The 25,879-nt window shown below is 45.2% G+C and carries 3 protein-coding genes; all 3 read left to right on the plus strand.

The genetic code is table 11. From position 1 onward, the window contains the following. The first annotated feature begins 212 nt into the window (after positions 1–212). Positions 213–8,402 carry a hypothetical protein gene (locus ACO6V5_RS08850; RefSeq protein ID WP_422442391.1) on the plus strand — a complete coding sequence of 2,730 codons (8,190 nt, stop codon included), beginning with the start codon at positions 213–215 and terminating at the stop codon, positions 8,400–8,402. A 296-nt stretch (positions 8,403–8,698) separates the two neighbouring features. After that, positions 8,699–17,014: a hypothetical protein gene (locus tag ACO6V5_RS08855; RefSeq protein WP_422442390.1), complete on the plus strand. Its 8,316-nt coding sequence runs from the start codon at positions 8,699–8,701 to the stop codon at positions 17,012–17,014. Positions 17,015–17,260: 246 nt separating this feature from the next. Next, on the plus strand, positions 17,261–25,537 hold the full coding sequence (locus ACO6V5_RS08860; RefSeq protein ID WP_422442388.1) for a hypothetical protein: 8,277 nt from the start codon (positions 17,261–17,263) through the stop codon (positions 25,535–25,537). Positions 25,538–25,879: the final 342 nt, after the last annotated feature.

Below are 25,879 nucleotides of genomic sequence, written 5' to 3' on the forward strand. Positions count from 1 at the left end.
TTGCTACATCATGAACCCACTGCTATTTTTCCTCAGTCTCCATAGAGACCAGAACAATTCATTCAATCAGTATTAATAAAAACTGTTATTTAACAGGTCAACTCTGATTGACAAATTAATAATTATCAAATGGGATCTACGGCAATTCTATGCTTGTTTGTCACAGAAGACTGTTAAAACTTCTCTTAATTGCCCTGCTATTCATAATTGAAATGAACGTACAATCAGGTCATACCTCCGGCCACCAGAATGAACCCGGGCACAAGGCACCAGAAATCCGCTTTTTGGGTCTCTACGCCGGATTTAAAGCCAATAATTTCCACCTCAAGCTGGGTAACCATTATCACGTAATACACGACGTTGGCAGCCCCAAAAAGCTGTCCCTTTTTTTCCAGAATCAATGGTTGAGTCATCTGCCCGGGTTTCTGTTAGCAAAGCTGCTTCCTCCTTCAACCGTACCCTACCCTTCTTTCAGTCGCGGATTTCCCTCATTGTCCCGGGCTTTTGGTGATGCCCCCGATTGCAACCCTCATCCGGTGATGATCGATCACTCTTTGCTGAAAGGCCAACTGTCAATACAAACCACTTGTATCGAAAATCATCCTGTCTGGCAGATTACGGCCTCACCCTCGACATCATCGTCAGAGACTCAGGCCGTTGAGGGTGATTCTCTGTCTGCCTGGCTGTCGCTTTGGAAACTACTAAACGACACCCATACCAGTACCCTTTTCCTGCGTCCCTGGCGAGAAAGTCAGCAGAATCGCCTGCAGGCCATTATCTGCCAGACCAATCCGCTTACAGAGCATAAAAAGTGTCAGAGCGTTCTTATTGATTTCCCGCTGAATCACGCAAAACCCTGGCTATTGCCCGAACTGGCTAGAAAAGACAGTATCAGCGCTGACGGGCAAACCGCTTTGGACAGTAGTTATATCAAGCGGGTCAATCAGGCTATTCACTGCCTCTCTTCCCACGATAAGTTGTTTGGAGAACCCAATAAAAGCAAGCCAGCTGACAAAGAAAAAATACACGCTTGCCAAAATAATAACTGGCTTTATCAGTGGTCAGATCAAAACTGGGTTTATCAACCTGGCATTCCCGAGACTGCAATAAACCCCGGTCCGGCACTCATGACCGGGAAGTACTTTAACCTCTGGGCACTGGAAAAGGTATCGCCCGGCAATGATACCTACCCGGCCTGGTCGAGATCTTCTTTGTTCATCGCCCGCAACGACAGACATCGGAAATACCATTTCTGGGGAGCAGGTGACCCGGTGCTGCTGATGCGGTTCGCTGATGCCCCTTATAATGTCGAGGATCATTACGCCGGTTGGGATGGACCAGAGATTGGCACCCTGGTAGAAAGTGAGCATCTCAACCTGGCTGCCCTGCTTATGAGCACGGTGACCAATACGCCCTTTAATCTCTATCAGTGGCGGGGAATTCTCTCAGGGTTCACATCACCCATCCCGAAAAGCCTCAGTGCCCTGGTAAGGGAGCAGATTCTGAGCGACCCTGGTTCACTTTACCAGTTTGTTAAACGGCGGCCTGAGTTACTGAACAATGTGTTGACCTATTTAAACCGTGAGTTTCCGGGCCACCCTGTCCACTCATACTTTTCCGGTCGTGTATCACCTTTTTTTAGCCATCAAACAAACGGAAACCCATTGGCTTTAGTGCCCGAAAAAAGCAACGTGTTCGACGGCTTTAATCCTCCTGCCATCCCTCATCAGCCAGATATGTCACTCTCTTCTACAGGGTTTGTATCAGGCATAATGACTGCTTCTGGTGTCCAGGGAAATAATGGACCGCCTGAATCTCAGTCCTGCCCGAGTAATCCCTCTGCACAAAAAGCCGAACAAAGTGGCAACAAAAGTAGACGAACTGCGAGCCCTGACGGCAGGAACAATATTGACGACAACGAGCCACCACCGGGCGGTAACCATCCGGTCACACCAGCAGACGCAGTGCACTCAACATCCTTGCTTAAACATCTATTGCATTTTTACAGACACTGCGGACTTTGGCCTGGAAGAGTAATCCATGGCTCGGATTTTCTTCCAGAGCACCTCGATATCACATCCAGTGAAAATTTTGAAACCCTGGCCCGTCAATGCCAACCACCTGACAGTGAAAGTGAAGCATTATATAACCAGATGCTCCGGGGTTTTGATCCAAAAAACCAACAACACCTGGTGCTGGCATCAAAAGCCCTGCAAAACTCTATACTGGCCATCGTTCCTGACGGTCAGAAATATCGCTGTTATAGCCATGATATAAAACATGATCACATGCCTCAACAACCTCTGGAAGGGCTTGAAGATTGTCATACGTTCCTGTTTCACGAGAATCACGCTGTAAGACTGTTTCATCACAGTGACAGCAACCTGTGGTTCACTCACTTCCTGATCCGATCCCAATTAAACGAAGAGGAAAACCAATGGCTGCAAGACAGTGAGTTTGAAAATGCTTTGTGGGAGTTGTTTCCACAATGGCAAAAAGACATTTTATTATGCCGGGAAAGTCTTCATTGCAACGCCATAAAATCTACCAGCGATCAGCTAAAAGAGGCGTCCATAAAATCGGCCAGCAAACAGCTAAAACAAGCGTTTACTGCACCCGATAGATTCATAGAGGGAGAACACGGACATAACCTACTCAGTTTTTACAATAAATTACGCCTTGTTTGTTACCTGTTCGATGATACAGAGACTATCGATGAAACTTTTTACATTAGCAAAAACCTGCTTGGAGCCGTGATTTTTTTCTGGGAAAACTCTGCCAGTAACTATATCGCCTTTATAGCTCCAGATCTCTCGGCATCAACGATAAACAACAAAATGAAATCTTTGGATAATCATTTAAAAGCCTGTTCCGAGGGCGCATTTTTAGTAAAAAAACAGGATATCCGCTATGTAATTCCTGCACTGTTGGTGCTCGCACCTGTTTTTAAAAAAACCCATGCAGAAATCGAAAGTGTTTTATCCGATACTGGAGATGCTCTTGTTTATGGGGGTTTAGCCAGGTCGCAACATCTTTCATCAGTGGTTAAACCCACCGAAATTGGCAAGATACCTGTTACCAATGATATTGAATTGGCAGTCAGGGATATCAAAAATCTGGAAACCATTTCGGAGTCTATAGAGAGTAAACTAAGAAGCGCTCTGTCTGGTACCATCGTTAGGCGCAGCAATATTCACACTATGGTTTTAAACCCAAAAAAATCGCAGCGCAGACGGCTAAGGAATACCGTAAAGATCAACGGCTATCCTGATAAAAACAATAAAAAGGCCATGGGGTTGAGCCGTTGCAAAGCAAAAGAGTGGCGAATCATATCAATCGATATTTCTGCCGGTCCTGACGGGTACTTCGATTTCATCCGTGTAGAACCTTTTGCCAAGGGTTCCAAACTGCTTATGCCAAGCCTGCCCGCTATAGTTGAAAAACTACTTCAGGACACGCAACTTGATCAAACTTACCCGGGTAGTAATGCAACAAAGCGACAGGCGCAAAATGCTCAAAATGTATTAAAGATCTTGCTCGCAAGTGACACTCAACGACAGGTTGAGGAGATTATTCAGCAGTCAGTGTTCAGCAGCTACTCAAAATCATCCAGGTTACCCGAATTTCTGATGCCTTATATCAAGCCACAACCTGACAACGAACAGGAAAGCACTATTAATGTAGAGAATAAGACAGAAAATGATGCGAGCGATGAACACTCTACAGTAGCTCATGACAGTAAGCCAGTGGCACCAGTCCTGGCTGAACATTCAAAAAAGAAAAAAAACGAAACCTCCGCCAAAAAGTCAATTTCCGATACGATCGATTTCGAAACGGCATTGTCTCAGTCCATAGAAATATCAAACTGGCTTAAGGAGATGGATTATAACTTCCCGAATGAGCTGAATAGGGCAACAAAGGCACAAGATTGCGAAGGCTTTGAAGAAAACGAAGCCTCTAAAGAAAACCCTGCGTCCGATATAGAATTCAATACACTGCAAAATCAACTTAAGGAAGGAAAAACAAAAACCCTACAAATACTGTCTTGTTCAGGGGCTTCTGCAGATACATCCGGTGAGCAACCGGTCATCACCATCAATATGGCAAATACCCCGGACAGTCAGCAGCGCTCAGGGTTAGAACAGGCTGCTTATGAAAACCACTTTCCCTATGCACAACTGATTCAGGCGTTGTTCATTCTGAACCAAAAAATCCCATCCGGAAAACCGGAAGCACTTCAGATCTATGAAAATGCTTTCGAGCTGCTGTTACCGGCGGCCCTTGCCGGTATACCGCTTGCCTACCAATTATTAATCGCGATGCAATTACACAACCAACATCCGGCAGGCTGGCCCCAGATAGAACCTGTAAACCGGCTGTTACGCAGCATGACTTCCAGACAAACCAGCATCAATCAGGTGAAGGTTGAAGGCCTGTTGAGTGGTGGATTTCTGGAGCAGCTCTATCAGGATACAGACGTCACCACCCTGACCAGGATTGAGCAGGGCTTAGCCAAAGAGTCAGAACTCTCAGACAAAGGCAGAGAAGTGAAGCACATTGTCAATGCCCTGAGACAACCGGATACCCCCTCTATATTAACAGCCCTGAAAGCAGTTCATCCCAGGACTCGGGAGCTGCAACAAACCATCGGGTCACTGATACTGATACTTGAGAAAAAAAAAGAACCCGCAGTCGGTCAGATTCATAATGAACTTTGGTCGTACAGCCTCAACGCCCTGCAAATCAAGGGAGCCTTGAAAAAAAAATCTCAGGTCATTGATATATCGTGTTTCCCATATGTGCTGGCCATGACTGACCTGAAGGCATTCATGGATACTGAGCGCACCGGACAATTGCTCAAAAATCATCAACCCAGATTCATAGCCTTTTGGAAAGTGGGTTTTTGGGAAAGCTATCTCAAAACTTCGTTAAGCAAAGACAGCAAGACAGAAAAGGAAAGATTTGACCGGCATCATGAAAAAATAAGCAATAAAGCGATTAAAAAGTCCAGATCCAATTTAATAAAAGACTGGATTCTTGCCCGATCTTTTCTGCTTTCAAGAGATTTTATCCAAATCAAAAAGGTTCAGGCTTCCCCCACTCCATCCACTTTAACGCAGCTATCATCTGGAACAGCTACAAACTCTGAAAAAGCAAAAAGAACCGTAAATGCAGCCAGACAGTCAACAGAACTGAAGCCAGGCATTCAACCATCAAAAGGACTATTCAATGAACAACTACATAACCAGTATTTATTTCAGCTGGATAACAACATTATTCAGGAAGTCAGATTTATGCAGGAAAACCCGAAAAGATTTTTGCAACAGGTAGAAGACCGCATTACCGCATTCAGAAAGGCTCTGGTAAAAAATAGCAATAACTCAACAAACAAGCTGGGAACAGGTTATTACTATTTTCTGAAGGCACTGGCCATGATAGGGGCCAAAATGTCAGATGACAACAAAACTATTGAACTGTCCTTTAGCCCGGAAGCCAGACTCAACGCGATAAAGATAAGGGAGTCTATTTTAGTGTCCAAAGATCTTAACTTCCCTTATGCCTCGATGCTCTTTCTGTTTTTTGAACATGGCATGGGAAGAAAGCCTAATCAAGTAATCCAGGCCTATTGCTCTGCATTCTCCGGGGTATCACAGTCTATTGAGTTTTTATTAGAATCGCGCGCAGATACACCGGTTCTGGCCGGACTATTACTCAAATGGCTGGTGCTGATTCCAAAGCCTTTCGCACTGAAACTGGCCTTTGATGCCGACACTTACCTCAAAAACCCGCAAAGCAAGATTCCAGGCAGGGTAACACCTTCTATACATATACTGAGAGAATTTCTGGAGGAGCTTCCGGTAAAAGGCCCTGGTGGTGCAGTTGATGTTGTATTGAATCGATTGAGCCAGCTATTTACAAATACCGCGTATCTGCTAAACGAACAGCATGAACAAGGGGAATCGTCTCAGTCAGCCTCAGTGGCAGCAATTGAGGCCAAGAAAGCGGCAGAAGAAGCCATAGTAGAAGTAGCCATAGCAGTAGCGGTAGCGGTAGCGAACGAGAACGAGAACGAGTTAGCGAACGAGATAGTAAAAGTGAAGGCGACCGCAAAAGAGAAAGCGATGGCGTTAACGAAAGCAACAAGGAAACTGACACTAATAACGAAGTCGAACGCTACAGGGTTGGAGATATCGACAGAGGTGGTAACGGCGATAGGTAAGCTGGTAGACGCAGGTAAAGCGGCAGCGAATACGATAATAGAAGTGTTAACGGACGAGAAAGCGAAAGCGGTAGAGGAAGCGGTAGAGGAGGCGATAGACGATACGCTAAGGGTAACGGTATTAGAGGCGGAAGAAAGAACAGAAGCAGCATTAAGATTGATACTTTACTTCGCCACTGACCGAACGGAATTGATTGATTTTATTTGCCTGGACCTATCCATATTGACCATTGTCTTTTCTATAATTGGCCCTGAATTAGACACGGAGCTCCCCATATACCTGAAAAAAGCCCAGAGGAATCTCTCTGAAGATAGTGAACCTGAAAATCGGGCAATGGCAGATGTTATAGAGCTTGCTTTTCATCTGGTTGGTGCATCACCAGAAGCAGAGCTGGCCCTCCCTCATCTTAAAACCCAATCCTTCGATAACCAGGCTCTCTTAACCGCTATGCATTTTGGTCATGACTTACAATTTTTGACAAAATTAATTGGTTTGTCTCGCGAACTGGTTACCGAAGATAGCCATTCGTTTTATAACATTCTTTTGCTGGTTCACCAGCATATTCTCACTCTTATCGGTGTAAATGCAGAAAAGGCAAAAAAACTCCAGGCTAACTCAATGGGCTGGAAAATATTAGGCACCGGGTTGAAGAACTCTGTATGGTATAAGCCGGTCAAGACTGCTTCCCATAATATGCAATCAAAAGTCATGGACTATGTTGTCTTTAAAAATGACAGCGTGAAAAAGTTCTGGGATGGAGACGAAAGTATTTTTATTCTTGCTACCGAGCAAGCCAGAAAAGTTGGCTATCGGAAATTAAAACAGCAGTTAAACCAATACGAGGGTAAATTGGATTATCAATCTTTACAGATGTCAGGCTGGCTTCATTGTCTAGCTGGATTGACACTTCTGGAAGCAAAAGTAAGTTCTGATCACCAGAAGATAATATTAACCGATCGCAAAAGCGTCCTGATCAGTGCTCATAATCATTTTATGAAAGCACGTGAAATTGGCTTTCATTATGGTGGTTACCTGGAATCTCTGGTATTTATGCGACTAGCAAACCACTACCAGTATTATCAGAACGAGACATCAGATACCTGGCAAAAAGACTCAATCTATAAGCCTGTTATTCAATACACATCGACCAAAAGACCAGGAGAGAAGATTTTTATTGAAGCGGGAAAGATTGTTACGGAAATTTTGCCCGGTTTGCTGGCAAGTTCTTTACTTGGTGTACGTTTTTCGGCCGAAACAGCCATCAGAATCTTTACTGATAAACGGTTTAACCTTCTGCATATCCCACAGGCTGGCTGGCCGACAATGCTCACAAAGTACCTTTTGAGTTGCCCTGCAAACTATCGCATCCAGTTTCTGTTCAGCAATGACGGTCCTGAAGCTGAAAATGCGCTATTTCCCAGGACAAATGATCCAGACAGTATTGAGGGAATACTTCTGAAACCACTAGATAAAACAAGACAGGTATCCATTAGCGAAAGACCAGAGTATTATGGTATTTTTCTGGACAGTGAAATCGAGAATGGTGACAGGCCAGAAAGTATTAAAAAGTATTTAAGCCTTGTCAAAGCTTTTTTATTCAATAAATCAGATCTGTTGGATACACCATACGAGGCAACAGTTTCTGACAGTGATCAATTATCAGAGAGTATTGCAAGCTATAAGCTAAGCCGGTTCGACTATACAACATTGTTGAAAGAACAACAGGAAACACCACAACCTGAAACCGGTTTGGATGAATTCGTTTATAACCTCCCCAGGCTGGAATCTCACCCAAATTACGAGGCTATAACGAATGCCCTTTTGAATAAGCATCGTAAAAAGTCAGCCCTGATTCATTATTATTTATGGGCTTACGAGACCCTCAATGATAGCCTTGAAAACGAAAGGGATCTGTTCTGGAGTGAGATAATGACAAAGAAAATCGAAGAAAATAAACCAATGAAAAAAGCTTTCTTGGCACTTCTGGCAACCGCCGATCTAACGGTTATGTACGATGATAACCGGGAGGCAATGATCAATGCATTCAAACAATACAATATAGATCTTTCTAGCTGGCTGGCCTTTTTACACTCGATCTCAGCCACTTCCGCCTTATTTCTGGGCGAGAAGCAAAAGGCAGATTATCATTTCGAGCTTTTTGAAAAACTAAAAGGCATGTAACTTCATTAATTAACTAATCAGCAGGAATAGCAGGAAGACCAAATCCGTAAATTGAAGGCATGTGTTCAGTTTACGCTTAGCTACAAAGCCACTCTTGCTACATCCTGAACCCACTGCTATTTTTCCTCAGGCTCCATAGAGATCAGAACAATTCAATAAATAAAATCTGTTGTTTAACAGGTCAATTCTGATTAATAAATTAATAATCATCAGTTGGGATCTATGGCAACTCTATGCTCGTTTGTCACAGAAGACTGTTAAAACTTCTCTTTATTTCGCTGCTGTTCATGATTGCAATGAACGTACAAACAGGTCATGCCTCCGGCCACCAGAGTGAACCCGGATACAAGGCACCAGAAATCCGCTTTTTGGGTCTCTACGCCGGATTTAAAGCCAATAACTTTCACCTCAAGCTGGGTAACCATTATCACGTAATACACGACGTTGGCACCCCCAAAAAACTGTCCCTTTTTTTCAGGAATCAATGGTTGAGTCATCTGCCCGGGTTCCTGTTTGCAAAACTGCTTCCGCCTTCAATCATACCCTACCCTTCTTTCAGTCGCGGCTTCCCCTCACTGTCCCGGGCTTTTGGTGATGCCCCCGATTGCAATCTTCATCCGGTGATGATCGATCACTCTTTGCTGAAAAGCCGCTTATCAGTGCAAACCACTTGCATCGAAAATCATCCTGTATGGCAGATTACGGCTTCACCCTCGACATCATCGTCAGAGACTCAGGCCGTCGAGGGTGATTCTCTGTCTGCCTGGCTGTCGCTTTGGAAACTACTAAACGACACCCATACCAGTACCCTTTTCCTGCGCCCCTGGCGGGAAAGTCAGCAGAATCGCCTGCAGGCCATTATCTGCCAGACTAATTCGCTTACAGAGCATAAAAAGTGTCAGAGCGTTCTTATTGACTTCCCGCTGAATCACGCAAAACCCTGGCTATTGCCCGAACTGGCTAAAAAAGACATCATCAGCACTGACGGGCAAACCGCTTTGGACAGTCACTATATCAAGCGGGTCAATCAGGCTATTCACTGCCTCTCTTCCCACGATAAGTTGTTTGGAGAACCCAATAAAAGCAAGTCAGCTGACAAAGCAAAAGTACACGCCTGCCAGAATAATCACTGGCTTTATCAGTGGTCGGATCAAAGCTGGCTTTACCAACCGGGTATTCCCGAGACTGCGGTAGAACCCAGCCCGGCGCTCATGACCGGGAAGTACTTTAACCTCTGGGCACTGGAAAAAGTATCGCCTGGCAATGATACCTGTCCAGCCTGGTCAAGATCTTCTTTATTCATCGCCCGCAACGACAGACATCGGAAATACCATTTCTGGGGAGCAGGTGACCCGGTGCTGCTGATGCGGTTCGCTGATGCCCCTTATAATGTCGAGGATCATTACGCCGGTTGGGACGGACCTGAAATTGGCACCCTGGTAGAAAGTGAGCACCTTAACTTGGCCGCCCTGCTTATGAGCACGGTGACCAGTACGCCCTTTAATCTCTATCAATGGCGGGGAATTCTCTCAGGGTTCATATCACCCATCCCCAAAAGCCTCAGTGCCCGGGTAAGGGAGCAGATTCAGAGCGACCCCGGTTCACTTTACCAGTTTGTTAAACGGCGGCCTGAGTTACTGAACAATGTGCTGACCTATTTAAACCGGGAGTTTCCGGGGCACCCTGTCCACTCACACTTTTCCGGTCGTGTATCACCTTATTTTACCCGTCAAACAGACGGAAACCCACTGGCTTTGGTGCCCCAAACAAGCAACGCATTCGAGGGTTTTCATCCTCCTGCCATCCCTCATCAGCCAGATGTGTCACTCCCCTCTATGGGGTTTACATCAGGCATAGTGACAGCTTCTGGTGTCCAAGGGAATAATGGACCGCCTGAATCTCAGTCCTCCCCGAGTAATCCCTCTGCACAAAAAGCCAAACAAAGTGGCAACAAAAGTAAACGAACTGCCAGCTCTGTCGGTAGGAACAATATTGACGACAATGAGCCACCACCACCGGGCGGCAAGCATCCGGTCACACCAGCAGACGCAGTACCCTCAGCATCCTTGCTTAAACATCTATTCTATTTGTACAGGCGCTCCGGACTTCGGCCTGAAAGAATGGCCCATAGATCGGACTTTCTTTCAGAACAGCTTGGTATCACATCCAGGGAAAAATTTGACACCCTGCTCCGTCTATGCAAACCACCCGACTGTGGCAGTGAAACATTATATAACCAGATGCTCCGGGGTTTTGATCCAAAAAACCAACAACACATGATGCTGGCATCCAAAGCACTGGAAAATTCTATACAGGTCATTGTTACTGATGGTCGGGGGTATCTCTCCTATAGCTACCATGACCACACACCTCAAGAGCCTCTGGATGGGCTTGAAAATATCCATATGTTTCTGTTTCACGAGAATCACACGGTAAAACTCTCTCATCAAAGTGACAACACCCCCTGGTTCACTCACTTCCTGATCAGCTCCTACTTAAACAAGCAGGAAAACGAATGGCTGGAAGACAGTGCGTTTGAAAATGCTTTATGGGAACTGTTTCCACAATGGCAGAAGGATATTTTGTTATGCCGGGAAACGCTCCAGTGCAACGCCATAAAATCTGCCAGCGAACGGCTGGAGGAGGCGTCCATAAAATCTGCCAGCGAAATACTACAACAGGCGTTTACTGCACCCGATACATTCATGCAGGGAGATCTCGGACAGAACCTGTTCAGGTTTTACAATAAATTACGCCTTGTTTGTTACCCGTTCGACGATACAGAGAACCCTGATGGAACATTTTACGTTAGCAAAAACCTGCTTGGAGCAGTGGTTTTTTTCTGGGAAGAGTCTGCCAGTAAATATATCGCCTTTATAGCCCCTGATCTCTCCACATCTGCAATAAACGACAAAATACAGTCTTTGGATAATCATGTAAAAGATTATTCCGAGGGCGTATTTTTAGTAAAAAAACAGGATATCCGCTATGTGATTCCTGCACTCCTGGTGCTGGCACCTGTTTTTAGAAAAACCTATGCAGAAGCCGAGAGTATTATATCCGATACTGAAGATGCTCTTGTTTATGGGAGTTTAGCCAGATGGCAACATCTCTCGTCATTGTTTAAACCCACCGAACTGGGCAAGGTACCTGCTACCAATAATATTGATCTGGCAGTTGAGAATATTCAAAGTCTGGAAAAGATTTCGGCCTCCCTTGAGGAAAAGCTGACACGCGCCCTGCCTGGCACTACCGTCAGACGCAGCAACGTTCACACCATAGTTTTGGCCAACCCGAAAGAATTGCGGCGCAGTGGATTACTGCACACCTTAAAGATCCATTGCTTTCCCGATAAAAACAAAGAAAATACAATAGCGTTCGCCGCTTGCAAGACCAAACAATGGCGAATCATATCGATTAATATTTCTGCCGGTCCCCAGGGGTATTTCGATTTCACCCGTGTAGAACCTTTTGCCAAGAGTTCCAGGCTACTTATGCCAAGCCTGCCCGCTATGGTTGAAAAACTGCTTCAGGACACACAACTTGATCAAACCTGCCCGGGCATTGATGCAAAGAAAAGGGGGCAAAATGCTCAAAATATATTAAAAATCTTGCTGGCGAGTGACACTGAGCAACAGGTTCAGGCGATTATTCAACAGTCACTGCTCAGCCGTTCTTCAGAAGCATCCGGGTTACCGGAATTTCTGCTTCCTTATATCAAGCCCGAACCTGACAAGGCACTGGAAAACAATAGTGATATTGACGAACAGGCAACAGTTTCTACCGCTGCTTATGTCGAAGCTACAGAAGCGATAACAAAAGATTCTTCTTTCGATTCCCAAGAGAACAAACAGAAACAACAAGAAATAAGCGACATTGCCACGGTACCAGAAAAAAACGATATCACAGTAGAAGCAAGCCCTGATGATCAACGCTCTGTAGTTGCTGATAACAGTGAGGCAATGGCACCTGATCCTGCTGAACGCTCAAATAAAAGAAAGAATAACACCCCAGCCCAAAAGTCAATCTCGAATACGGTCGATTTCGAAACGGCCTTGTCTCAGTCCGTAGAAATATCAAACTGGCTTAAGGAGATGGATCATAGCTTTGCGGACGAGCTGAACAGGGCAACAAAGACACAAGATTGCAAAGCCTCTGCAGAAAGCGAAGCCCCGACAGAAAATCCTGCGCCCGATAAAGAATCCAATACACTGCAAAAGCAACTGCATGACGGAAAAACAAAAACCCTGAAAACACTGGCCTGTTCCGGAGCATCGGCTGATACATCTACAGACCAGCCAGTCATCACCATCAACCTGGCCCATACCCCGGCCAAAAGCTTAGAACAGGCGGCTTATGAGAACCACTTTCCTTATGCGCAACTGGTTCAGGCGTTATTCATTCTGAACCAGAAATTCCCAGCTGGAAAATCAGAAGTATTGCAGATCTACGAAAAAACCTTCGAGCTACTGCTACCGGCAGCCATTGCCGGTATACCGCTTGCCTACCAATTATTAATCGGGATGCAATTGCGCAACCAACATCCGGCAGGCTGGCCTCAGATGGAACCTGTCAGCCGACTGTTACGCAGCATGGCTTCCAGAGCGACAAGCTTCAACCAGGTAAAAGTTGAAGGTCTATTGAAGGGTGGATTTCTGGAGCAGCTCTATCAGGATACAGACGCCATAACCCTGACCAGGATTGAGCAGGGGTTAGCCAAAGAGTCAGACCTGTCAGACAGAGGCAGAGAGGTAAAGGCCATTGTCAATGCCCTGAGAGAACCGGATACCACCTCGATATTAACATCCCTGAAAGCAGTGCGTCCCGGGGCTCGGGAGCTGCAACAAACCATCGGGTCGCTGATACTGATACTGGAGAAAAAACAAGAGCCTGCAACCAGTCAGATTCACAGTGAACTTTGGTCGTATAGCCTCAATGCCCTGCAAATTAAGGGAGCCTTGAAAAAAAAACCTCAGCACATGGATATATCTTATTTCCCACAGGTACTGGCCATGACTGACCTGAAAGCATTCATGGATACTGAGCAAACCGGACAACTGCTCAAATATCATCAACCCAGATTCATAGCCTTTTGGAAAATGGGTTTTTGGGAAAGCTATCTCAAGGCTTCGTTAAGCAAAGACAGCAAGAGTGAAAAGGAACTATTTGACGGGCATCATGACCAAATAAGTAATAAGGCGATTAAAAAGTCCAGACCCGATTTAATAAAAGACTGGATGCTTGCCCGCTCTTTGCTGCTTGCAAGAGACTTTATTCAAATCAAAGAGGTTCCGGCTTCCGCCACTCCGGCGCAACTAACGTCTGGAACGGGTACACATTCTGAAAAAGCAAAAAGAACCGTAAAAGCAGCCAGGCAACCAAAAGACCTGAGGCCTGGCATCCGACCATCAACAGGATCGCACAATGAACAATTATATATCCGGTATTTAGTACAACTGGATAACAATATTATTCAGGAACTCAGACTTATTCAGACCAACCCGGAGAATTTTTTACAACAGGTAGAAGCTCACATCACTGCATTCAGAAAAGCTCTGGTAAGAAATGGCAACGATTTAACAGACAATCTGGGAATCGGTTATTACTATTTTCTGAAGGCACTGGCCATGATGGGGGCCAAAATGTCAGATGATGAAAAAACCATTGAGTTGTCTTTTACCCCTGAAGTCAAACTCAACGCTAAAAAGATAAAAGAGACTATTAGATTGTCTGATAAACATTTCTTCCCCTATGCCCCATTGCTCTTGCTGTTTTTTGAGCATGGCATGGGAGGAAATACTAATACAATAGCGAAGGCCCATTACTCTGCATTCTCCGGAGTGTCGCAGTCTATTGAGATTTTATTAGAATCGCTCTCAATCCCACAGGTTATGGCCGGACTATTACTCAAGTGGCTGATACTGATTCCAAAGCCTTTCAAACTGAAACTGGCCTTTGATGCAAACACCTACCTGAAAAGCCCGCAAAGCAATATTCTCGGCAGGGTAACACCTTCCATACGAATACTCAGAGAATTTATGGATCAGCTAACGGTAAAAGGCTCTGACGGCGCAGTTGATGTTGTTTTGAGTCGAATGGGCCAGAAACATACCATTACCCAGCATCTGCCAAACAAACAGAATGAAAAAGCGGAAAAGAAATCGGCTGCAGCCGAGTCAGGCAAAGCAGGAGTGGCTGGAGTACTGTTAGCCGCAACGAAAGAAGCTCTGAAAGCTTTAGAAGTAGCGAAAAATGCTTCGAAAGCAGCAGCAGTAGCTCTGGAGACAGCAAATGCAGAAGCGAGAGAGGCTTCGAGAGCGGCTGCAGTTGCCTTAGAGGTAGCGAATACAGAAGCGAAAGAGGCTTCGACAGCGGCAGCAGTAGCCTTAGAGATAGCGAATACAGAAGCGAGAGTATTAACGTTAAATACGGAGTTAGCAAAAGCTAAAGCGGAAGTGATAGCTGCAGAAAAAGCGCTGGCGGCAGCGAATTTGGAAACAGTAGAGACAGCGGAAGCAGAATTAAGATTGACACTTTACATCGCTACTGGCCGAACGGAACTGTTGGATTTTCATAGCCTGGATTTTTCGACATTGATCATTAACTTTTCTATATTAGGCTATGTTTCAGACTTGGAGGTTACCACATTCCTGAGACAGGTTCAGAGCGAGCTCACTAAAGATATTGATCCGGAGAGGCGGGCACTGGCAGATATTATAGAACTTGCTTTTTATCTGGTTCTGTATAATCCATCACCAGAAGAAGAGCCGGATCTCCATCATCTTAAGGCCCTTCCATTCTCTTCCCAGGCTAACATGACCATTCTTCATTTTGGTCATGACTTACGACTTCTGGCAAAAATAATTCATTTGCTTCCTGAAATAGCTGTCCACGATACCATGTCGTATTATTACAACACCTTTTTTCTGATTCACGAGTATATTCTCACGCTCATTGGTGGAAATGCAGAAAAGGCAAAAAAACTCCAGATTGATTCAGTTGGTTGGCAAACATTACACGATTGGTTTAGGCACTATACATGGTATAAGCCAGCAAATACTGTCGCAAGTCGTATTGAATCAAAAATCATGGAACAGGTTGTCTTTAACTATGACAGCTTGGAAATATTCATAGCTGGAAACGAAAGTATTTTTATTCTTGCTATTGAGCAAGCCAGAAAAGTTGGCTATCAGAAATTAAAACAGCAGTTAAACGAATATGATGGTAAATTGGATATTCAATCTGTACAGATGTCAGGCTGGCTTCATTGTTTGGCTGGATTGACGCTTCTGGAGGCACAAGTAAGTTCTGGCTTGCAGCGGGTAGTATTAAACGGACACACAAGCGTCCTGTCCAGTGCTGTTTATCATTTCGGAAGAGCACGTCAACATGGCTTTCCTTATGGTGGTTATCTGGAATCACTGGGGTTTATGCGGCTGTCAAACCACTTCCAGTATTATCAGGATGAGACTTCAGAAGCCTCGCGGACAGACTCCACCAATAACCCTGTTATTCAATACACATCGACCAAAAAACCAGGGGAAACGATCTTTGTTGAAGCAGGTAAAGTTGTTTACGATATTTTGCCCAGCTTATTAACAAGCTCTAGATTGGGTGTACGTTTTGCGGCTGAAGCAGCTATCAGACTCTTTACTGACAAGCGGTTTAATCTTCTGCAAACCCCTCAGGCCGGTTGGCCAGCACTGATCGCAAAGCATTTTTTGATTACCCCCGTAATCCATAACCTGCAATTTGTATTCAGCAATCATGGCCCGGAAGTTGAAGAAGCGTTATTTCCCGAGATAAGTAATCCTGACAGCATTGAGAGAATACTTCTGGAACCACTGGAGAAAACAAGGCATTTCCCCATTAAAAAAAGACCAAAACAATATGGTATTGCTCTGGACAACGAAATCAAAAGCAGTAGCAGGCCAGAAAATAGTAAAAAGTATTTGAGCCTTGTCAAAGCTTTTGTATTGGGTAAATCAGAGGTGCCGGATATATCATCCCTGACAACAACTTCTGATGTTGATCAATTATCAGAGAATATCACAAGCTATGAGCGAAGTCGGTTTGACTATACAACGTCGTTTGGATTGCTACATGAAACACCACAACCTGAAACCGGTTTGGATGAATTCGTTTTTAATCTGCCCCGGCTAAAATCTCACCCAAAGTATGAGGCTATCAGTAATGCTCTTTTGAAGAAACATCGTACAAAATCAGCCCTGATTCACTATTATTTATGGGCTTACGAGACCCTCGATAACAGCTATGACAACGAACGGCAGCTGTTCTGGGAAGAAATAATGACAAAGAAGATTGAAGAAAATGAATCAATGAAAAAAGCTTTCCTGACACTCCTGGCAACCGCCGACCTAACGGTTATGTACGATGATAACCGGGATGCCATGAACACTGCATTCAAACAATACAATACCGATTTTGCTTCCTGGTTGGCCTTTTTTCACGGGATCTCGGCCACTTCCGCTTTTGCTCTGGGAGAGACACAAAAAGCAGACTTCCATCAAAAGCAATATAAAAACCAACAAAAAATATTACTTCATTCAGCACCTGGCTGGTTAAGAGCACTGGAAAGGCCAAATGAGTAAATTGAAGGCATGTGTTCAGTTTACGCTCAGCTACAAAGCCACTCTTGCTACATCCTGAACCCACTGCTATTTTTCCTCAGACTCCATAGAGATCAGAACAATTCAATAAATAAAAACTGTTGTTTAACGGGTCAACTCTGATTAATAAATTAATAATCATCAATTGGGATCTATGGCAACTCTATGCTTGTTTGTCACAGAAGACTGTCAAAACTTCTCTTTGTTTCGCTGCTGTTCATGATTGCAATGAACGTACAAACAGGTCATGCCTCCGGCCACCAGAGTGAACCCGGATACAAGGCACCAGAAATCCGCTTTTTGGGTCTCTACGCCGGATTTAAAGCCAATAACTTTCACCTCAAGCTGGGTAACCATTATCACGTAATACACGACGTTGGCACCCCCAAAAAACTGTCCCTTTTTTTCAGGAATCAATGGTTGAGTCATCTGCCCGGGTTCCTGTTTGCAAAACTGCTTCCGCCTTCAATCATACCCTACCCTTCTTTCAGTCGCGGCTTCCCCTCACTGTCCCGGGCTTTTGGTGATGCCCCCGATTGCAATCTTCATCCGGTGATGATCGATCACTCTTTGCTGAAAAGCCGCTTATCAGTGCAAACCACTTGCATCGAAAATCATCCTGTATGGCAGATTACGGCTTCACCCTCGACATCATCGTCAGAGACTCAGGCCGTCGAGGGTGATTCTCTGTCTGCCTGGCTGTCGCTTTGGAAACTACTAAACGACACCCATACCAGTACCCTTTTCCTGCGCCCCTGGCGGGAAAGTCAGCAGAATCGCCTGCAGGCCATTATCTGCCAGACTAATCCGCTTACAGAGCATAAAAAGTGTCAGAGCGTTCTTATTGACTTCCCGCTGAATCACGCAAAACCCTGGCTATTGCCCGAACTGGCTAAAAAAGACATCATCAGCACTGACGGGCAAACCGCTTTGGACAGTGGCTATATCAAGCGGGTCAATCAGGCTATTCACTGCCTCTCTTCCCACGATAAGTTGTTTGGAGAACCCAATAAAAGCAAGTCAGCTGACAAAGCAAAAGTACACGCCTGCCAGAATAATCACTGGCTTTATCAGTGGTCGGATCAAAGCTGGCTTTACCAACCGGGTATTCCCGAGACTGCGGTAGAACCCAGCCCGGCGCTCATGACCGGGAAGTACTTTAACCTCTGGGCACTGGAAAAAGTATCGCCTGGCAATGATACCTGTCCAGCCTGGTCAAGATCTTCTTTATTCATCGCCCGCAACGACAGACATCGGAAATACCATTTCTGGGGAGCAGGTGACCCGGTGCTGCTGATGCGGTTCGCTGATGCCCCTTATAATGTCGAGGATCACTACGCCGGTTGGGACGGACCTGAGATTGGCACCCTGGTAGAAAGTGAGCACCTTAACCTGGCCGCCCTGCTTATGAGCACGGTGACCAGTACGCCCTTTAATCTCTATCAATGGCGGGGAATTCTCTCAGGGTTCATATCACCCATCCCCAAAAGCCTCAGTGCCCGGGTAAGGGAGCAGATTCTGAGCGACCCCGGTTCACTTTACCAGTTTGTTAAACGGCGGCCTGAGTTAATGAACAATGTGTTGACCTATTTAAACCGGGAGTTTCCGGGGCACCCTGTCCACTCACACTTTTCCGGTCGTGTATCACCTTATTTTACCCGTCAAACAGACGGAAACCCACTGGCTTTGGTGCCCCAAACAAGCAACGCATTCGAGGGTTTTCATCCTCCTGCCATCCCTCATCAGCCAGATGTGTCACTCCCCTCTATGGGGTTTACATCAGGCACAGTGACAGCTTCTGGTGTCCAGGGGAATAATGGACCGCCTGAATCTCAGTCCTCCCCGAGTAATCCCTCTGCACAAACAGCCGAACAAAGTGGCAACAAAAGTAAACGAACTGCCAGCTCTGTCGGTAGGAACAATATTGACGACAATGAGCCACCACCACCGGGCGGCAACCATCCGGCCACACCAGCAGACGCAGAACCCTCAGCATCCCTGCTTAGACATCTATTCTATTTGTACAGGCGCTCCGGACTTCGGCCTGAAAGAATGGCCCATAGATCGGACTTTCTGTCAGAACAGCTTGGTATCACATCCAGGGAAAAATTTGACACCCTGCTCCGTCTATGCAAACCACCCGACTGTGGCAGTGAAACATTATATAACCAGATGCTCCGGGGTTTTGATCCAAAAAACCAACAACACATGATGCTGGCATCCAAAGCACTGGAAAATTCTATACAGGTCATTGTTACTGATGGTCGGGGATATCTCTCCCATAGCTACCATGACCACACCCCTCAAGAGCCTCTGGACGGGCTTGAAAATATCCATATGTTCCTGTTTCACGAGAATCACACGGTAAAACTGTCTCATCAAAGTGACAACGCCCCCTGGTTCACTCACTTCCTGATCAGCTCCTACCTGAACAAGCAGGAAAACGAATGGCTGGAAGACAGTACGCTTGAAAATGCTTTATGGGAACTGTTTCCACAATGGCAGAAGGATGTTTTGTTATGCCGGGAAACGCTCCAGTGCAACGCCATAAAATCTGCCAGCGAACGGCTAGAGGAGGCATCCACAAAATCTGCCAGCGCACTGCTGGAAGCGGCGTCCATACAATCTGCCAGCGAAATGCTACAACAGGCGTTTATTGCACCCGATAAATTCATGCTGGGAGATCTCGGACAGAACCTGTTCAGGTTTTACAATAAATTACGCCTTGTTTGTTACCCGTTCGACGATACAGAGAACCCTGACGGGACATTTTACGTTAGCAAAAACGTGCTTGGCGCAGTGGTTTTTTTCTGGGAAGAGTCTGCCAGTAAATACATCGCCTTTATAGCCCCTGATCTCTCCACATCTGCAATAAACGACAAAATACAGTCTTTGGATAATCATGTAAAAGATTATTCCGAGGGCGTATTTTTAGTAAAAAAACAGGATATCCGCTATGTGATTCCTGCACTCCTGGTGCTGGCACCTGTTTTTAGAAAAACCTATGCAGAAGCCGAGAGTATTATATCCGATACTGAAGATGCTCTTGTTTACGGGGGTTTAGCCAGATGGCAACATCTCGCGTCATTGTTTAAACCCACCGAACTGGGCAAGGTACCTGCTACCAATAATATTGATCTGGCAGTTGAGAATATTCAAAGTCTGGAAAAGATTTCGGCCTCCCTTGAGGAAAAGCTGACACGCGCCCTGCCTGGCACTACCGTGAGACGCAACAACTTTCACACCATAGCTTTAGCCAGCCCGAAAGAATTGCGGCGCATAGGGTTACTGCACACTTTAAAGATCCATTGCTTTCCCGATAACGGCAAAGAAAATACGATAAGATTCGCCGCTTGCAAGACCAAAAAATGGCGCATCTTATCGATCAATATTTCTGCCGGCCCTCAAGGGTATTTCGATTTCACCCGTGTAGAACCTTTTGCCAAGAGTTCCAGGCTACTTATGCCAAGCCTGCCCGCTATGGTTGAAAAACTGCTTCAGGACACGCAATTTGATCAAACCTACCCAAGCATTGATGCAAAAAGAAGGGGGCAAAATGCTCAAAATATATTAAAAATCTTGCTGACAAGTGACACTGAGCAACAGGTTCAGGCGATTATTCAACAGTCACTGCTCAGCCGTTCTTCAGGCTCATCCGGGTTTCCGGAATTTCTGCTTCCTTATATCAAGCCCCAACCTGACAAGGCACTGGAAAGCAATAGTGATATTGACGAACATGCAACAGTTTCTACTGCTACTTATGTCGAAAGTGCAGAGGCGATAACAAAAGATGCTTCTTTCAATTCCCATGAGAAGAAACAGAAACAACAAGAAATAAGCGACATTGCCACGGTGCCAGAAAAAAACGCTATCACAGTAGAAGCAAGCCCTGATAATCAATGCTCTGCAGTTGCTCATAACAGTGAGGCAGTGGCACCTGATCCTGCTGAGCGCTCAAATAAAAGCAAGAATAAAACCGCAGCCCAAAAGTCAATCCCGACTACGATCGATTTCGAAACAGCCTTGTCTCAGTCCGTAGAACTATCAAACTGGCTTAAGGAGATGGATCATAGTTTTCCGGACGAGCTGAACAGGGCAACAAAGACACAAGATTGCAAAGCCTCTGAAGAAAACCCTGCACCCGGTACAGAATCCGATACAGTGCAAAAGCAACTACAGGACGGAAAAACAAAAACCCTGAAAATACTGGCCTGTTCCGGAGCCTCTGCTGATACATCCACAGACCAGCCAGTCATCATCATCAACCTGGCCAATACCCCGGGCAGTCAACAGCGCAAAGACTTAGAGCAGGCGGCTTATGAGAACCACTTCCCCTATGCGCAACTGGTTCAGGCATTGTTCATTCTGAACCAGAAATTTCCATCTGGAAAATCAGAAATACTGCAGATCTATGAGAAGGCTTTCAAGCTGCTGTTACCGGCAGCCATCGCCGGTATACCGCTTGCCTACCAATTATTAATCGCGATGCAATTGCGCAACCAACATCCGGCAGGCTGGCCTCAGATGGAACCTGTCAGCCGACTGTTACGCAGCATGGCTTCCAGAGCGACAAGCTTCAACCAGGTAAAAGTTGAAGGTCTATTGAAGGGTGGATTTCTGGAGCAGCTCTATCAGGATACAGACGCCATAACCCTGACCAGGATTGAGCAGGGGTTAGCCAAAGAGTCAGACCTGTCAGACAGAGGCAGAGAGGTAAAGGCCATTGTCAATGCCCTGAGAGAACCGGATACCACCTCGATATTAACATCCCTGAAAGCAGTGCGTCCCGGGGCTCGGGAGCTGCAACAAACCATCGGGTCGCTGATACTGATACTGGAGAAAAAACAAGAGCCTGCAACCAGTCAGATTCACAGTGAACTTTGGTCGTATAGCCTCAATGCCCTGCAAATTAAGGGAGCCTTGAAAAAAAAACCTCAGCACATGGATATATCTTATTTCCCACAGGTACTGGCCATGACTGACCTGAAAGCATTCATGGATACTGAGCAAACCGGACAACTGCTCAAATATCATCAACCCAGATTCATAGCCTTTTGGAAAATGGGTTTTTGGGAAAGCTATCTCAAGGCTTCGTTAAGCAAAGACAGCAAGAGTGAAAAGGAACTATTTGACGGGCATCATGACCAAATAAGTAATAAGGCGACTAAAAAGTCCAGACCCGATTTAATAAAAGACTGGATGCTTGCCCGCTCTTTGCTGCTTGCAAGAGACTTTATTCAAATCAAAAAGGTTCCGGTTTCCCCCACTCCGGCGCAACTAACCTCTGGAACAGGTACACATTCTGAAAAAGCAAAAAGAACCGTAAAAGCAGCCAGGCAACCAAAAGACCTGAGGCCTGGCATCCGACCGTCAACAGGACCATACGATGAACAAATTTATAACCAGTATTTATTACAACTGGATAACAATATTATTCAGGAACTCAGACTTATTCAGAGCAACCCGGAGAAATTTTTGCAACAGGCAGAAAAGCAAATCACTGCATTCCGAAAGGCAATAATAAGAAATGGTAACCATTTAACAAACAGACTGGGAATCGGTTATTACTATTTTATGAAGGCACTGGCCATGATGGGTGCCAAAATGTCAGATGACAACAAAACCATTGAGTTACCCTTTGGCCCGGAAGTGAAACTCAACGCCAAAAGGATAAACGAAACTATTTTATTGTCTGGTGATCATGGCTTCCCTTATGCCCCGATACTCTTGCTGTTTTTTGAATATGCTATGGAAATAGAGTCCAGTGCAACATCCAGAGCCATTTACTCTGCATTCTCCGGGGTGTCACAGTCTATTGAGATTTTATTAGAATCGGATTCAAACCTAATGGTTATGATCGGAGTATTGCTCAAGTGGCTGATACTGATTCCAAAGCCTTTCGAACTGAAACTGGCCTTTGGTACAGAGACTTATACGAAAAACCCGCAAAGCAATATTCCCGGCAGGGTAACAACTTCCATACGAATACTCAGAGAGTTTATGGAGCAGCTTCCGATAAAAGGCTCTGATGGTTCAGTTGATACTGTTTTGAGTCGAATGAACCAACAATATACTATTACCCAACATATGCGTAACGGACAGCATGAACGATCGCTGGTGAAAGCGGGAACAGCTGCGGCAGTGATAGCGACGTTGAGAGAGGCTGCGGCAGAGAGAGAGGCTTCGGCAGTCAGGGAAGCTGAGAATGCGGCAGCAGTAGCCATAGAGTTAGCAGATACAAAAGCGACAGCAGCAGCGATAGCGCTGGCAGAAGCTACAGTGGAAAAGAAACCTCAAAGGAGAGCGCCAGAGGAATCGGGAACGGTAGCGACAGCAATAGCGGAAACGAAAGCGGCAGTGACAGCGGCAGCGAAAGCAAAAGTAGTAGCGGAATCGAATGCGGCAGAGAAAGCAAAAGTAGCAGCGAAATCGAAAGCAGTAACAAAAGCGGCAGCGGAAGCAGAAGCAAAATTGCAAGCGGAAGCTGATAAGGAAGCAATATTAAGACTGATTCTCTACCTCGCTTCTGGTCGACCGGATTTGTTGGATTCTGATTATCTGGATTTATCTATGTTGACCATTTACTATTCAGTCTTCGGCCTGGCATCAGACTCGAACGTGTACGTATCCCTGAAAGAAGCTCAGGGCAAGCTCTCTAGTGATACTGATCCTGATATTCGGGTAATGGCAGATATTATAGAACTTGCTTTTTATCTGGTTAGTGAATCACCAGAAGCAGAGCCGGATCTCCCTCATCTTAAAGCTCTTCCCTTTGAAATCCAGGCCCGCACAACCGCACTTCATTTTGGTCATGACTTTCGACTTCTGAAAAAAATAATTCATTTGCTTCCCGAAATGACTGCCAACGATAAAGAATCCTACTGGTACAACACCTTTTTTCTGATTCACGAGTATATTCTCAGGCTCATTGGTGGAAATGCAGAAAAGGCAAAAAAACTCCAGATTAAGTCCTATGACTGGGAAACATTTCTCGCACGTTTTCAACACTTTGTATGGCATAAGCCAGTAAACACTATTGCAAGTCATATTGAATCAAGAATCATCGAACATATTGTCTTTAATCATGAACACTTGAAAATGTTCACAGCTGGAAACGAAAATATTTTTATTATAGCTATTCAACAAGCGAGAAAAGCTGGCTACGAGGAATTAAAACAGCAGTTAGAAGAATATGAAGATAGAATGGACTCTCAATCATCAGAGATGTCAGGCTGGCTTCATTGTCTGGCTGGCCTGACACTTCTGGAGGCACAAATAAATTTGGACTCTCAGCAGATAATATTAACCGGTCACAAAAGAGTTATGCTCAGCGCACATGCCCATTTCCAGAAAGCACGCCATCTCAACTTTCCTTATGCCGGTTATCTGGAATCACTAGTGGCTATGCGACTGGATAACTACCAGTATTACCAGGACGAGACATCAGAAGCCTGGCAAACAGACCTGGACAATAAGCCTGTTATTCAATACGCATCGGCCAGAAAACCAGGGGAAAAGATCTTTATTGAAGCGGGTAAGATTGTCACGGACATCTTGCCAGGGCTATTAGCAAGCTCTCTATATGGTGTAGGTTTTGCCGTTGAGGCAGCCATCAGAGTCTTTACTGATAAACGGTTTAATCTTTTGCATATCCCCCAGGCTGGTTGGCCAACACTGATCGCAAAGCATTTTTTGATTACCCCCATACACCATAACATCCAATTTGTGTTCAGCAATGATGTCCCTGAAGTTGAAGAAGCGTTATTCCAGAGTATAAGTGATCCTGAAAGTATTGAGCGAATACTTCTGGAACCACTGAAGAAAACAAGGCTTTTTCCCATTAACCAAAGAATAAAACAATATAGTTTTTGGCTGGACAGTGAAATCAAAAGTGGTGACAGGCCAAAAAATATTAAAAACTACTTAAGCCTTGTTAACGCTTTTTTGTCGGATAAATCGGAGGCGCCTGATACATCATCTGAGGCAACTGCTGCTGATATTGATCAATTACCAGAGACTATTGCCAGCTACGAGCTAAGCCGATATGACTATACAAACCTGTTTAAAGCACTGCGGGAAACACCACAACCTGACTCCAGTTTTGATGAATACGTTTATAACCTTCCGCAACTGAAATCGCACCCGGATTATGAAGCTATAAGTCATGTTCTTTTGAAAAAACATCGCACAAAGTCGGCCCTGATCCACTATTATTTTTGGGCGTACGAGACCCTCAATGATAGCTGTGACAACGAACGGGATCTGTTCTGGAATGGGATCATGAAACAGAAGATTGAAAAAGATGAAAAAATGAGAAGCGTTTTTTTGGCACTGCTGGCAACTGCCGATCTAACGCTTAAGTACGATGATAACCGGATGGCCGTGAGGACCGCATTCAAAAAATACAATCTGGAAATTAGTTTCTGGGTGACTTTTTTTCACATTTTCTCACGCGAAATCGAATTTTTTTTGCATAAATCAGAACATGGAAATGGCGATGGATGAGATGTGGATGTTTATTAAAAACCGAATGATAAGTACCTGGCCAGTTGGTTTCGCATATTCTGGCGAGTGGATTTTTTCATCCTTCAAGGCGCAACGACGGGCGCGTAGCCATAGCTACGCAACCAGAGTTGGAACGCAGAAGGGTGGAAAAAGCCGCCGTCCAGAATATGCGAAACCAACTGGTTAGGTACTTAATGTTCGGTCTTTAAAAAGTTGTTGATAATCTACTCAGTAAGAGTATCAGGAGGCCCGTGGCTGAAATACCCAACCTGACATCAATGATGTGTATAGTTTGCTCGGGAATAATCCGGTATATTGTTGTTCAGCCTTATCTCATCTCTC

The sequence above is a fragment of the Endozoicomonas sp. ALD068 genome (assembly GCF_049310145.1).
GTDB lineage: Bacteria > Pseudomonadota > Gammaproteobacteria > Pseudomonadales > Endozoicomonadaceae > Endozoicomonas_A.

Coding starts and splice junctions, on each gene's coding strand:
- ACO6V5_RS08850 (WP_422442391.1), top strand. CDS start 213: ATGAACGTACAATCAGGTCATACCTCCGGCCACCAGAATGAACCCGGG.
- ACO6V5_RS08855 (WP_422442390.1), top strand. CDS start 8,699: ATGAACGTACAAACAGGTCATGCCTCCGGCCACCAGAGTGAACCCGGA.
- ACO6V5_RS08860 (WP_422442388.1), top strand. CDS start 17,261: ATGAACGTACAAACAGGTCATGCCTCCGGCCACCAGAGTGAACCCGGA.